Consider the following 13085-nt stretch of genomic DNA (forward strand, 5'->3'; position numbering starts at 1 on the left):
CGGCTCGAGGTTGTCGCCGCCGCTGACGTAGCGGAAGACTTCGGGGTTCTCGGCGTCGCTGGGAGAGGCGGTGTCGGCGATGAAGATCATGTCGAACTTCGCCGCTTCCAGCTTGCGGGCGAGATCGACCCACTTGGCGATGTCATGGCCGAAGTCGTTGTCGGCGTCAGGGTGACGCCAACCCGCCTGATGGTAGCTTCCGCCGCAGAAGGCGCCCAGCTTCATTTGCCTCATCAATTATCGTCTCCAGTCGCCGCTTGTGCGGACTGGAACCGTTTTATGAGCCCGGCGGGGCTTGGGAAGATGGCCTCGCCTGCCCGATTGTCTCGGATGATGATCGTTCGTCCAGAGACCGGCTCAGATCGGCCAGTCGGCGCGGTGGTAGGCGGAGTCCCAGAACATCCATTCGTAGCGGGTCGCTTTGCGGAAGGCCGCGGCCATCGCCTCGCGCGTCGCCGGGGTGGCGGCCGCCGCGGCCTCGTCCACCAGCGCGCGCACGCGGCCGGTCGCCTCGCCGAAGGAGGGGGCGGCGTAGGTGTCGATCCAGGCGGCGTAGGGATTGGGCGAGGCGGCGCGCGGCTTGATCGCGCAGCCTACCTCCCAGTAAACCCAGAAGCAGGGCAGGATGCCCGCGATCAGTTCCTCGTAGCTGCGCGTGGCAGCAAGGCTGAGGAGGTAGCTGGTGTAGCCAAGGCACACCGGCGTCGCCTCGCTCGCCAGCGCCATCTCGGGGGTGACGCCGAACTGCGCGAAGAACGCCTGGTGCAGCGCCTCCTCCACCTGCACCGCGACCTTGGCGCCGTCCGAGAACTCCAGCCGCCCCGCCGCCGTCGGTGCGCGCGCGGCGGCGATCGCCAGCACCCGCGAATATTCGGCGAGATAGAGGCTGTCCTGCACCATGTAGTGCCGGAAGCTTTCCGCCGGCAGCGACCCGCTGGCCAGCTCGGCGAGGAACGGCTGCTCGAGGATCGCCCGGCGCAGCGGCGCAACGTCCTGCCAGATCGTGTCGCAGAAGCTCATGGGCAGGGTCCTTCGAAGTTGGTCATGGTCGGATCGATCTGCTCGTTATGGCCGCGCGGCCGAAGGAACAAGCGCGATCGTTTTGGCAGGCTGGTCGCCGCCATGACCTCGGCAGGCAAGGGGCCGTGCTGCGCAGGGGAGTTACTTCGCGCGCGGCTGAACTAGTCTCACTCCAAAGAAACGCTCGCGACCGGCAGCCGCCGGCGACGACGACACAGGGAGGGGACCGATGAAGAAGTCCGCATTGATGCTTGCCGCCCTGTCCACGCTGGCGCCATTTACGCCCGCGGTTGGGCAGGAAGCCGCCGAAGTCGCCGCCGGGGAGGCTCCGGCGACTTACAGCGGCGAGATTCTCGTCACGGCGCGCAAGCGGCAGGAATCGGTGCTGAAGGTGCCGGTGGTCGAGACGGTGCTGACGCCCGAGATCCTCGAGCGCAACCAGATCGTCGGCATCGGCGGGATCGTCCAGCAGGTTTCCGGCCTTCAGGTCGGCAACAACGTGCTGACCGTGGGCCCGCAGATATCGCTGCGCGGCGTCGGCACCAGCTCGCTCGACGCGGGGGTGGACCAGTCGGTCTCGCTCAACATCGACGGCCTGCAGCTGACGCAGGGCGCGACTTACGGCGTCGGCATGTTCGACATGGCGCAGGTCGAGGTGCTCAAAGGCCCGCAGGCGCTGTTCTTCGGCAAGAACAGTCCAGGCGGCGTGATCGCCATCCGCACCGCCGATCCGGGCCGCGAGATGGAAGTCATCGCCCGCGCCTCCTACGGCTTCGAGGCGCAGGAAAAGCGCGGCGAGTTCATCTTCTCGGGCCCGATGGGCGACACCTTGGGCGTGCGCATCGCGGCGATGGTCAGCGACGAAAACGGGTACTTCTTCAACAAGGCGGTCGCGGTCCCCGGCACCGGCGGCGTCACCCCGCAGAGCGACCGCTACAACGCGCAGCAGGAATACATCCTGCGCGGCACCCTGCTGTGGCAGCCGACCAGCGACTTCACCGCACGGCTCAAGGTCAACAACACCGTCAAGGAAGTGACCGGCGGCAGTTCGCCGCTCGGCAGCTGCCCGGACGGCAACGGCGCGCCGCTGGGCATCCCCTTCATCAACCCCAACGACAACTGCAAGGTCGATCGCACCGCCTACATCGTCGACGTCTCCCCGGCGGCGTTCCCGGGCGTGCGAAACGGCGGCGTGCCCTTCATGAAGTCGGTGACGAGCTTCGGCACGCTGGAGATGACCTACGCCGCCGCCGACAAGCTCTCGCTCAATTCGACGACCGCGTACTTCAACACCAAGGTCGACGGCTTCATCAACGGCGTCAACAGCGGCGCCGCCGGGCCGACGCTGATCGCCGACAACCACTTCACCCGCCGCGACTTCACCGAGGAGTTGCGGTTGGAGTCCGACTTCGACAGCCCGCTGAACTTCCTCCTCGGGGGCTTCTACCAGGACGCGCGGGTCAAGAACCGCGTGATCGTCACCGGCAGCCAGGTCTACGGTTTCCCGCTGACGCTGCTGGGCGGCATCAACGACGTGCGGATCAAGGCATGGTCGGGCTTCGGCCAGCTGCGCTGGAAGCCGGTCGAGACGCTCGAGATCGCGGGCGGCGTGCGCTACACCGATGAGAAGCGCACCGACGACACCTTCTCGCAGGCAGGCATGGATGCCGATCCGGTGGCGATCACCGTGCCCAACCCGCGTATCCACGCCAAGAACTGGTCGCCCGAACTGACCGTGACCTTCACGCCGACCGACGACTTCACGGTCTTCGGCGCCCTGAAGCAGGGGTACAAGTCCGGGTCGTTCATCATGACCCTGCCGCCCCAGCCGGGCCTCGACAATTCGTTCGGCGACGAGCGCGTGCGCGGCGGCGAAGTGGGCTTCAAGGCGCGCATGTTCGACCGCGCGCTCAGCTTCAACGCAGCGTTCTACTACTACAAGTACAACGACCTGCAGGTCGGCACCAACGAGGTCACCAACGGCGTCGTCCCGGTGATCCGCACGATCAACGCGGGCGCCTCCAAGGTCTACGGCGTCGACGTGGAGACCACCTACCGCCCGCCGGTCGATGGGCTGTCGCTGCGCCTCGCGGTCAACTGGAACCACGCCCGCTTCACCCGCTTCGAGAACGCGCCCTGCACCGGCGGCCAGCTGGTTTCCGAAGGGTGCGACCAGCTGCCGACCGAAGTCACCGATCCCGCCCAGATCGCCGCCGGCTATTTCGTGACCGAGCCCGGCACCGGTCGCCGGGTGCGCTACAACGCCCAGAGCCTCGCCGGAATCCCGCTGCCCAAGGCGCCGTCGTGGCAGATCAACGGCGGCTTCGACTACGAGATGGAGGCGGGCGACAACCTGCTGGTGAAGCTGGGCGCCAACGGGCAGTATTCCTCGAAGTTCCTCACCAGCCTCGGCCGGCGCTCGGACTTCTTCCAAAGCGGCTACGTCAAGCTCAACGCGAATGTCAGCGTCGGCGCGGCGAACGATGCGTGGGAAGTCGCGCTGCTCGCCAACAACCTGACCAACCAGTTCACCACCGGCAACTGCACGCAGTTCGCGGGCGCTACCGGCAACATCCTCGGCTCGGTCACCGGCGCCGAGACGCGCAATGCTGCCGGGGTGGACGAACTGGCCTGCATCGTCGAGCCGGGGCGCCAGGTCTTCCTGCGCCTGACGCTCCGGCCGACGGCGTTCTAGGGCTGGGCCTTGCCGGTCAGCTTCGTCGCCAGGTCGCCGTTGCCCTGCTGGGCTGCGACCGAGGCGGCGGAGCGGCCGGATGCGTCGAGCAGGCCGGGGTCGGCGCCTGCGTTCAGCAGCAGGTCGATCTGCGCCGTCCGGCCGAACAGAGCCGCCATCATCAGCGCCGTCTGCCCCGCCTTGTTGCGCGTGTTCACGTCGCACTTCTCCGAGAGCAGGCGCGCGGCGATGCGGTCGTCGCCCTTGAACGCAACGCCCATCTGCGCGGTGTTGCCCTGGTTGAGGTCAGGCTTGCACGGATCGGCACCCGCCTTGATGAGCGCTTCCACCGCTTCGGGTTGGCCATTGTAGGCGGCGAGGATCAGCGGCGTGAACCCCCGCGCCTCGTAGGCGTTCACGTCCGCGCCGTTGTCGACCAGCAGCGGAATGAGGTCGGTGCGTCCGAGCTTCGCCGCCTCGAATAGCAGCTCCTGCCGCCGCTCGGGCGGCGGCAGGGTGGCTGGCGCGGCTGCCGGGGCGGCCGCGAGGAGCAGGAGCGCGAAGATCACGGCTTGCCCGCGTAACGCGCGTCGGCCGCCGACTGGTAGTCGGCCACGGCGCGGTTCACTTCGCCCATCGGCACGTCGACCGCTTTGGCGAGGCGCGCGCCGAGGTCCTTGTCGGCCTGCGCGAAGTAGCTGACCATGATGACCCGCGTGCGCATCGACGTCACCACGCCGAGGTCTCCCGCGAGGTTCTTGACGAGGTCCGCCTTGTCCGCGGGCTTGAGCGAGCGGTAGAAATGCCCGGCCTGGTCGAACGGCTCCGTCTTCGAGATCGGCGCCGTGCTTGTCACTGCATCGATCTTGTAGGGCGTCGGCGCGAAGGCAGGATCGACCGTCTTCGCCTCGGTCACCGAGGGGAAATAGTTGACGTCCACCTTGCCCCGGGCGTGATCGAACTGGCCGTCCTGGTAGTTGTTCACCACCGGCACGCGCGGGCGGTTGACGGGCAGGTCCATCACATTGGCGCCGACACGGTAGCGCTGGGTGTCGGAATAGGAGAACAGCCGCCCCTGCAGCATGCGGTCGGGCGACGGCTCGATGCCAGGGACGAGGTTGGCCGGTGCGAAGGCCGACTGCTCGGTCCAGCGGAAGAAGTTCTCCGGCACTTCGTTCAGCGTCATCTCGCCGATCTTGCGGAACGGCGCGTCCAGCCATTCCTTGGTGTCGTCGAAGGGATTGAACGTCAGCTTGCCCAGTTCCTCGGCGGTCATGGTCTGCACCATGAGGTCCCAGGTCGGATAGTCACCGGCCGCGATCGTGCCGTAGAGATCGTCGGTCAGGTAGTTCGGCGGCGCCTTGGATGCCGCGTCGCCGTTCAGGCTCTTGACGCCCTGGCGGCTGATCCAGCGGAACTTGGCGAAAGTGACCCTGCCGTCCTTGCCGACGAGCTTGAAGGCGTGGACGCCGTTGCCGTCCATCGTGCGGTACGACGCCGGGGTGCCGAGGTTCGAGTAGACATGCACCAGCATGTTGGTCGCCTCGGGGGTTCCCGAGAAGAACTCGAACAGGCGGTTGGGATCCTGCTTGTTGGTCACCGGCGAGGGCTTGAGCGAGTGGATCATGTCCGGGAACTGGATCGCGTCGCGGATGAAGAAGATCGGCAGGTTGTTGCCGACGAGGTCCCAGTTGCCCTGGTCGGTGTAGAACTTGACCGCGAAGCCGTGCGGATCGCGCATGCCCTCGGGCGAGCCGGAGGGGTGGATCACCGTCGAGAAGCGCACGAAGACCGGCGTTTCCTTGCCCGCCTGCGCGAACAGCGATGCCTTGGTGAGGTCCGACAGGTCGGCAGTCGCGCGGAACACACCGAGCGCGCCGGTGCCGCGCGCGTGGACGACGCGTTCGGGCACGCGCTCGCGGTCGAAGCGGGCGAGCTTCTCGATCAGCGTGAGGTCTTCCAGCAGGACCGGCCCGGTGTCGCCTGCGGTCAGCGAATTGCGGTTGGAGCCGATCGGCGCGCCGTTGTCGCGCGTCATCTGCGGGGCGGCGGCGCTCGCCTCTCCGCCCTTGGCATCGACGGTGCCGGCAACGCCCGCCTGAGCCGCTTTCGGTTTGCTCGCCGCCATGGGCGCGGCCACCGTGGTCATGCGGTCTTCGACCTGGGTTGCCGTCTGGGCAAGCGATGTAAGAGGGATTACCGATACTGCGGCAGCAAGCATGACTCTCGTGGAACGTCTCATAACGCCTCTCCTTTATCGAGGTCAGGATTGCCGGTCCGCCCGGCGTTATTCCATCCACATTCGCTCGTTACAGTAATCGGATATCCCGTTCATCCGGCAGCAAGGTTGCGGGAACAATTACAGCATCGTCGCTCCGCCCTCGACGCCGATCGTCTGGCCGGTCACGAAATCCGAGGCGTCGCTGGCGAGGAAGACAGCGGTGGGGGCGATGTCCTCCGGCTCGCCGAAGCGGCCCATGGCGACCTTGGCGAGTTCAGCGTCGTAAGTCTTGCTCTCCTCGAGATACCACAGCGCCTTGGGTGACAGGGCGGAGGGAAGGATGGTGTTGACGCGGATGCGGTCCTTCCCCCACTCGCGCGCGGCGGTCTTCGTCAGCGCGCGGATCGCCTCCTTGCTCGCGGCATAGGCGAGGAAGCCCGGCTCGCAGCGGATGCCGTAGCTCGATCCCATGTTGATGATCGAGCCGCCCCCTTGCGCCGCCATGTGGGGGTAGCAGGCCTGCATCAGTTGCAGCGAGCCGAAGAACGCCGATTGGAAATCGACCTTGCAGTGCTCCTCCATCTTCGGGTCCGAGAGCGGCAGGTAGTCGGTGAAGGTGTGGGCGTTGTTGACCAGCACGTCGATGCGGCCCCACTCGGAGAGCGCGCGGGCGACGGTGGCCTCGGACTGCGCCGTCTCCCCTGCGAGCGCGTCGAGCGCCAGCGCGGTGCCGCCGGCCGCAGCTATCCTTGCCACGACATCCTCCAGCTTGCCCAGCGTGCGCCCGGTTACGAGAACCTTCGCGCCCTCTGCCGCATAGGCTGCCGCGATGGCCTCGCCGATGCCCTGGCCGCCGCCGGTCACGATCGCGACCTTGCCTTCGAGCTTTCCCGCGCCGCCCATGCCGTCTCCCGTGTCCATTATTGTTCGTCACATTGTTAGCCATGCCGGGGCATAGGGTCAATCGTGGTCTGGACGGGGCCGGCGGCAGCATCTACGCAAGGCCGGAACACGAAAGGGCTGCCAGAGGTGGAGAACAAGGTCGAGCGGCGCATGGGGCCGGTGGGCTCGGAAAACTGGCACGCGATGCTTGACGGGGCGGAGGATATCCTGCGCGAGGAAGGCCATGCTGCGCTGACCTCCCGCCGGGTGGCGGAGCGCATCGGCGTAAAGCAGCGGCTTATCTACTACTACTTCCGCACCATGGACGACCTCGTGGTGGAGATGTTCCACCGCCTCTCCGAACGCGCGCTGGCGCGGCTGCGCGAAGCGGCGGGCAGCCCATTGCCGCTGCGCGAAATCTGGGACATCTGCATCCACACCACCGACGCGCGGCTGGTGTCGGAATTCATGGCGCTTGCCCACCGGATCGAGGGATTGCGCAAGGAAGTCATGCACTTCATCGAGGAATCCCGCGCGATGCAGGTAGAGGCGCTGGAGGCGGCCATGGCGCGCTCCGGCTGGGCCGGGCCGGTGCCCGCGCGCAGCCTCGCGCTCATCGCGACCAGCCTCGGCCTGTCGCTCCCGCGTGAGGAAAAGGTCGGCGTCACCACTGGCCATGCCGAAACGCTGGACGTGATCGCCGCCATGTTCGAGCGGCTGGAACCCGGCGCCTGAGCCTCAGGCCCCGGGGGCGGGGCACTTGCCTCCAGGGACGGGCTGCCACTGGTAGGCGTCCACCGTCTCGCCGCGCGGCAGGTAGGTGATCGAGAGCTGGCTGCCATCGCGCTCGATTTCCAGCGTCACCGTCCGGGTCTGGTCGCCCTGCAGAGCGTCCTGCGGGAAGCGGTTGAGCACTCGGTCCCCGTCGCGCAGCCCTGCGATCGCGGCGGCGGAGCCGGGCTTGAGGCCCTTGACCACGCGCTCCGGCGTAACCAGCACAAGCGGGTCGAAGCCGAGGTCGAAGCGTTTGAGCGGCTTGGTCACCCGCTCGAAGCACGGTCCGAAGGCGTCCGACGGCGGCACGGCGATGCCCCCCGCCAGCATCGCGTCGAAATCGGTGAGACCCTTGGCGTCCAGTTCCGTGCCCAGCAGCTTCTTCCACAGCGCGAGGTCCATCGGCTGCCCGGCGCGCCGCGCCGCCAGCATGGCGCGCACCACGTCGTCGAGCGATCGCTTGCCGCCCGAGGCTGCGCGGATCTGCGCGTCGACGGAGGCGAAGTACATCGAGCCGCGATCGTAGGGTAGCACCCGGACGCGCGTGTCTTTCCAGAACCCCTGGGCGATCTGATCGTTCGGCGTGCCGATCAGGGCATTGGTGTAGTAGCGTGCCGCGGTGGAGTTGAGGTCTTCGAGGAACGCTTCGGACGAGATCAGTCCGGCGCGGTAAGGCAGCAGGCGCTGATAGTGCACCGCCAGCCCCTCACCAAACCACGACTGGCCCAAGCCGCCAGCCGCGTCCATCGAATCGCCGAGCGAGTTGATCCAGGCGTGGACCATCTCGTGCGCGAGCAGGCTTTCGAGGTCGGCGATCGGCGTCTTGTCGCTGAAGGTGAAGGCGAAGCTGTCGGTCAGGCCGATGCCGCTGCCGGGGTTGAGCCGGTTGGTGCGCGCGAAGACGCCGAAGCTGTCGGGCCGCTGGTCGAAGAAAGCGCCGTAGAAGCCCTGGAGCCGCGCCGCCCAGCCCATCAGCTCGGGACCGTCGAAGGCGAACTTGCCCTGCCATCCGGCGAAGAACGTGCCCTTGGAATAAGCGCCGACCCGGCCCGCCATGTAGTAGACCGAGGCGATCTGGTCGGGGCGAAGCGGGTGGCTGGAGTGGCTGTCGCCCATGCCGAGGCTGGACAGGCCGCGCGCGTCCTTGCCGGCGCGGGAGAGATCCCAATGGACGCTGACCTCCCGCGGCAGTTCGTCATCGGGGAGCACGAGGAAGGCATTGCCCGCGCCGGACAGTCCGCCTTCGCCCGCGCGCAGTTCGTACTGCGGCTTGGCGAGTTCGGGCTGCTTGGGGTCGATGGAGATGCTGTAGGCCACTGTAACCGCGCCTTCGACGGGGCGCAGGGCCTTCCACGTCCGCTCCAAATTGTCGCCGTCCTGTGCGGCGTCGACAACTTTGACCGGCAGCAGCCCGCGCGCGTCGGAAAACGCCAGTGCCTCAAGCGACCGGGCCGAAGTCTCGACCGTATTGGCGGTCACGGCGATAGCGGCCAGCGCGTCACCGGCGGGGGGTGCTTCGAAACGGATGGCCACGTCGAGCCGGGTCAGCGCTCCGTCCGCGTCCGCTACAGGAGCCAATGCGATCGACAGGTCGGGCGCGCCGGCAGCGTGTGCGGCGCAGAGCGGCGCGCATGTCAGCATAAGCGCGGGCAGGGCGGTGCGGAACGGTGTCATGGACGCCAAGGTAACGCTAGGTGCGGTCTAGGTATGTGCAAAGACAAGGTCCCGCCGGGGCGTCCGTGCATGAAATATGCGCGCGGCTTTTCGTCATCCAGGCAGCGACGGCAAGGGCAGGCGGTGCGTGGATTTCAGCTCCGAAAGCGTCGCGGTGGAGCGCACGTCCTGCACGCCGGGCAGGCGCAGCAGGGTGCGGAAAGTAAAGTTCTGGTACCAGTTGATGTTGGGGGCCAGCACCTTGAGCATCACGTCCATGTCGCCGAAAAGTGTATAAGCTTCAAGGATTTCGGGCGTTGCCTCGACCGCGTGGACGAAGCGGTCGCGTTCGTCGTCCGAGAGGCGCGACATCTTGAGCTGGGCGAAGATGAACATGCTCTCGCCGAATTTCTCTCGGTCGAGGATGGCGACTGTGTGGCGCACGTAGCCGTCGTCCTTGAGCCGCTGCATGCGGCGCCAGCAGGGCGATTGCGACAGGCCGACGCGGTCGGCGATTTCGCTCGAGGATTCGGATGCGTCGATCTGCAGGCGATCGAGGATCTTGATGTCGAGCCGGTCGAGTTCAGCAGGCAGGATTATGCTCCCTCATGGCATTTGTTGGTTTGAACATGCCACGCTTTTTCGCACAGACGCAACAAAGCCCGAGATATTTCGCGTGTCGACGCTATCAATGATGCTTGAGGACTACGACAACCGTACAGGGACGGCCGGTGACATGAAACGTAGCGAACTGGCGATCTTCGATGCCGAGGACGTGCGCGCCCTGCTCGACTACCCGTCCTGCATCCAGGTGGTGCGCGAGGCGATGAAGGCGCTGTCGCGCGGCGAGACCCGCCAGTTGCTGCGCACCATGATCCACATGGGCGAGGGGCGCACCTTCGCGCAGATGCCCGGCGCGCTGTCGGATGACGGTATGTTCGGCGCCAAGATGATCAGCGTCTTCGCCCAGCCGGACAACCCCGGCGTGCGCCGCCACCGCGGTCTCGTGATGATGTTCGAGCCGGTCGAGGGCCGCCCCGTCTGCGTCGCCGATGCAGAGGAGATCACCCATATCCGCACCGCCGCCGCCACCGCCGTCGCCACCGACGCCCTGGCGCGCAGCGACGCGAAAGTGCTGCTGCTGATGGGTACCGGTGGGCAGGCCCACTCACACCTTGAGGCATTGCCGCTGGTGCGCGATTTCGAGCGCATCGTGATCTGGGGCCGCGATCCGGCCCGCGCGCAATCCGTGGTCGAGACCTGGCGGACCCGCCGGCCGGTCGAGGTCGCGCTCGATGCGCAAGTCGCGGCGGGGGAGGCGGACGTGATCTGCACGCTCACCGGCTCGCGCGAGCCGATCCTTTTCGGCGCATGGCTGCGGCCGGGCACGCACGTCAACATCGTCGGCTCCAGCGGTCCGGGCCCGGTCGAGGTGGACAATGCGCTGGTGCTCGCCTCGCGATACGTCGCCGACAGCCGCGCCTCCGCGCTCGACGCCGCCGCCGAGTTCCTCGTCGCCAGGGCGGCGGGCGTGGTGGATGACAGCCACATCGTCGCCGAGATCGGGGAGGTCCTGCTCGGCCGTGTTCCCGGCCGCCGCAGCGCCGACGAGATCACCGCCTACAAATCGCTGGGCCATGCGGTGCAGGACCTCGCCGCCGCCGCCTACATCTTCCAGACCCACGGGACTTCCCACCGATGAAACGCACCGCCCCCCTGCGCTGGCTCGCCTGCTCCGCGATTGCGCTCAGCGCCAGCGCCCTCCACGCCGAGACCGAGCGCTTCGCGGTGATCGACAACGGCGAGAACGTCGGCCACGTCTATGCAGACGTCGAGGGTGACAGCATCTCCATCGACCACGACGTCAAGAGCAACGGGCGCGGGCCCACCATGCACGAGACGATCGTGCTGGGTGCAGGCGGCCTGCCGACCAGCTGGACGCTCAAGGGCACCTCGACCTTCGGCAACGCGGTTGACGAGCAGTTCACTGCCGAGGGCAAGCGCCTGTCATGGGTGGACACCACCGGCAAGGGCGCGATGACGGCCAAGGTGCCGACGCTCTACGTCGCGCAGGAAGGCAGCGATTTTGCGCTCAGCATCTACGCCCGGGCGCTGCTGGCCGATGCCGACCACGCCCTGCCCGCCGCGCCGGGCGGCACGCTGTCGCTGGAGGAAGAGGCACCCGTTACGCTGGGCACCGCCACCTACCGCGCCTTCCTCGTCAAGGGCATCGGCATGACGCCGAGCGCGATCCTGCTCGACGATAAGGGGCGCTTGGTGGCGTGCTATTCCCCCACTAGCGCGACGGTACGCGAGGACCTTGCCTCTTACGCGGGCGAGCTGGCGAAGATCGCCGCTGCCCGTTCGGCCGAGCGCTTCGCCGCGATCCAGAAGAAGGTTGCGCACACGTATGACATGCCGCTGCGCATCCGCAACGTGCGGGTGTTCGACCCGACCAGCGGCAAGATCGGCACGCCGGTCTCGGTCGTGGTGTTCGGCGACCGCATCGCTTCGGTCGAACCGCTGGACAGCCCAGCCTCTCCGGGAGAGGCCACGGTCGAAGGCGCGGGCCGCGTGGTGATCCCGGGGCTGCACGACATGCACGCCCACGTCTCGCTGCAATCGGCGCTGCTCTATATCGCCTCGGGCGTGACCAGCGTGCGTGACATGGGAAACGAGAACGCCTTCCTCCTCGACCTCACCCACCGCATCGACGCGGGCGAAGTCGCGGGGCCCCGCATCGTGCGCAACGGCTTCCTCGAAGGTCGCAGCCCCTACAGCTCGCGCAACGGCTTTATCGCGGACAGCGAAGCGGCGGCGCTCGACGCGGTGCGGTGGTACGGCGCGCGCGGGTATTGGCAGGTCAAGATCTACAACAGCTTCAACCCCGCCTGGGTGCCTGCGGTGGTCAAGAAGGCGAAGTCGCTCGGCATGGGCGTGACCGGGCACATCCCCGCGTTCACCAATGCCGACGCCATGATCGCGGCGGGCTACGACGAGGTGACGCACATCAACCAGCTGATGCTGGGTTGGGTGCTGGACCCCAAGGAGGACACCCGCACCCCGCTCCGCCTGACCGCAATGCGCCGCACCGCCGGGATGGACATCACCTCGCCGCGCGTGGCCGCGACGCTTGACACCATGCAGGCGAAGCACATCGCGCTCGATCCTACGGCGGTGACGCTCGAATTGCTGATGATGAGCCGCGACGGCAAGATCAGCCCGGCGGTGGCGGGGTACTTCGACCACCTGCCGGTCGGCGTGCAGCGCAACCGCCGCCAGGGCATCGCTCCGATCAAGACGCCCGAGGACGCGGCGGGCTACGACGGCGCCTTCGTCACCATCAAGGCGCTGCTGCGCGACATGCACCGGCGCGGGATCACCCTGCTGCCGGGCACCGACGACGGCACCGGCCTCTCGGTCCACCGCGAGCTGCAGATCTACGCCGAGGCGGGCATCCCGGCGGCGGACGTGCTCAGGATGGGCACGCTAGGCCCGGAGCAGTACATGCACCGGGACCAGTCGTTCGGCTCGGTCGAGAAGGGCAAGTACGCCGACTTCGTGTTGCTCGACGGTAATCCGCTGGAGGACATGTCGGCGATCCACCGCATGGCCATGGTGGTGAAGGGCGGCACGGTCTACTTCCCCTCGGAAATCTGGAGCGAGGTGGGCGTGAAGCCCTTCGCCGGGGCGCCCAAGATCGTAGTGCCGAAGGCCGAGGCCAAGCCGGTTGCGCTGACCAACGGCGCGGGCGCGGAGGCGCACGAGGACTTCGCGTTCTGAGGGCTCGGCTGTATTAGCGGTCATACACCCCCGTCGTCCCCCCGAAGGCGGGGACCCCGCTTGTTGTTCTATGGCGCA

10 protein-coding genes and 2 pseudogenes are annotated in these 13085 nt (G+C 67.3%); 4 read left to right on the forward strand and 8 right to left on the reverse strand.

Annotated elements, in window-relative coordinates; all coding sequences use genetic code 11:
- Both PMI02_RS08030 and PMI02_RS08035 read right to left on the reverse strand, forming a co-directional pair.
- Positions 1-234, reverse strand: a pseudogene (locus PMI02_RS08030) (hypothetical protein); the annotation flags it as partial.
- 123 nt (positions 235-357) lie between these two features.
- Positions 358-1020: a TenA family protein gene (locus tag PMI02_RS08035; protein ID WP_007681308.1), complete on the reverse strand. Its 663-nt coding sequence runs from the start codon at positions 1018-1020 to the stop codon at positions 358-360.
- A gap of 229 nt (positions 1021-1249) precedes the next feature.
- Between PMI02_RS08035 and PMI02_RS08040 the strand changes: the two genes are divergently transcribed.
- The gene (locus PMI02_RS08040) at positions 1250-3715 is read left to right on the forward strand and encodes a TonB-dependent receptor (protein WP_007681309.1); all 2466 of its coding nucleotides are present in this window, start codon (positions 1250-1252) and stop codon (positions 3713-3715) included.
- Here the strand turns inward: PMI02_RS08040 and PMI02_RS08045 are convergent.
- From PMI02_RS08045 to PMI02_RS08055, 3 genes are all read right to left on the reverse strand, one after another.
- On the reverse strand, positions 3712-4263 hold the full coding sequence (locus PMI02_RS08045) for an ankyrin repeat domain-containing protein (RefSeq protein ID WP_007681310.1): 552 nt from the start codon (positions 4261-4263) through the stop codon (positions 3712-3714). The two genes, PMI02_RS08040 and PMI02_RS08045, sit on opposite strands and share 4 nt — an antisense overlap.
- The gene (locus PMI02_RS08050; protein ID WP_007681311.1) at positions 4260-5936 is read right to left on the reverse strand and encodes a catalase; all 1677 of its coding nucleotides are present in this window, start codon (positions 5934-5936) and stop codon (positions 4260-4262) included. The genes PMI02_RS08045 and PMI02_RS08050 overlap by 4 nt, the downstream gene beginning before the upstream one ends.
- Before the next feature lie 117 nt (positions 5937-6053).
- Positions 6054-6836, reverse strand: a complete 783-nt coding sequence (locus PMI02_RS08055) for an SDR family NAD(P)-dependent oxidoreductase (protein ID WP_238539027.1) — start codon at positions 6834-6836, stop codon at positions 6054-6056.
- A gap of 108 nt (positions 6837-6944) precedes the next feature.
- Here PMI02_RS08055 and PMI02_RS08060 point away from each other — a divergent pair, with 108 nt between their 5' ends.
- On the forward strand, positions 6945-7532 hold the full coding sequence (locus PMI02_RS08060) for a TetR/AcrR family transcriptional regulator (protein ID WP_007681313.1): 588 nt from the start codon (positions 6945-6947) through the stop codon (positions 7530-7532).
- A 3-nt stretch (positions 7533-7535) separates the two neighbouring features.
- Here PMI02_RS08060 and PMI02_RS08065 read toward each other — a convergent pair whose 3' ends face one another.
- The 3 genes and pseudogenes from PMI02_RS08065 to PMI02_RS28360 all read right to left on the reverse strand — a co-directional run.
- On the reverse strand, positions 7536-9245 hold the full coding sequence (locus PMI02_RS08065) for a peptidase M61 (RefSeq protein ID WP_007681314.1): 1710 nt from the start codon (positions 9243-9245) through the stop codon (positions 7536-7538).
- A gap of 93 nt (positions 9246-9338) precedes the next feature.
- On the reverse strand, positions 9339-9695 hold the full coding sequence (locus PMI02_RS08070; protein WP_007681315.1) for an Lrp/AsnC family transcriptional regulator: 357 nt from the start codon (positions 9693-9695) through the stop codon (positions 9339-9341).
- Between the two features lie 27 nt (positions 9696-9722).
- Positions 9723-9824, reverse strand: a pseudogene (locus PMI02_RS28360) (AsnC family transcriptional regulator); the annotation flags it as partial.
- Between the two features lie 136 nt (positions 9825-9960).
- Here PMI02_RS28360 and PMI02_RS08075 point away from each other — a divergent pair.
- Entirely contained in the window at positions 9961-10926 is a 966-nt protein-coding gene (locus tag PMI02_RS08075; RefSeq protein WP_036502912.1) for an ornithine cyclodeaminase family protein, read from the forward strand.
- A complete protein-coding gene (locus PMI02_RS08080) occupies positions 10923-13007 on the forward strand; it encodes an amidohydrolase family protein (protein WP_007681317.1) in 2085 nt (694 codons plus the stop codon). The genes PMI02_RS08075 and PMI02_RS08080 overlap by 4 nt, the downstream gene beginning before the upstream one ends.
- The last annotated feature ends 78 nt before the right edge of the window (positions 13008-13085 follow it).

This window comes from Novosphingobium sp. AP12 (genome assembly GCF_000281975.1).
Classification (GTDB): domain Bacteria; phylum Pseudomonadota; class Alphaproteobacteria; order Sphingomonadales; family Sphingomonadaceae; genus Novosphingobium.

Bases quoted from the DNA above. Each gene is read 5' to 3' on its own strand.
- PMI02_RS08080 (WP_007681317.1), top strand. From the start codon at position 10,923: ATGAAACGCACCGCCCCCCTGCGCTGGCTCGCCTGCTCCGCGATTGCG.
- PMI02_RS08035 (WP_007681308.1), bottom strand. From the start codon at position 1,020: ATGAGCTTCTGCGACACGATCTGGCAGGACGTTGCGCCGCTGCGCCGG.
- PMI02_RS08070 (WP_007681315.1), bottom strand. From the start codon at position 9,695: ATGCAGCGGCTCAAGGACGACGGCTACGTGCGCCACACAGTCGCCATC.
- PMI02_RS08065 (WP_007681314.1), bottom strand. From the start codon at position 9,245: ATGACACCGTTCCGCACCGCCCTGCCCGCGCTTATGCTGACATGCGCG.
- PMI02_RS08050 (WP_007681311.1), bottom strand. From the start codon at position 5,936: ATGAGACGTTCCACGAGAGTCATGCTTGCTGCCGCAGTATCGGTAATC.
- PMI02_RS08075 (WP_036502912.1), top strand. From the start codon at position 9,961: ATGAAACGTAGCGAACTGGCGATCTTCGATGCCGAGGACGTGCGCGCC.
- PMI02_RS08040 (WP_007681309.1), top strand. From the start codon at position 1,250: ATGAAGAAGTCCGCATTGATGCTTGCCGCCCTGTCCACGCTGGCGCCA.
- PMI02_RS08055 (WP_238539027.1), bottom strand. From the start codon at position 6,836: ATGGACACGGGAGACGGCATGGGCGGCGCGGGAAAGCTCGAAGGCAAG.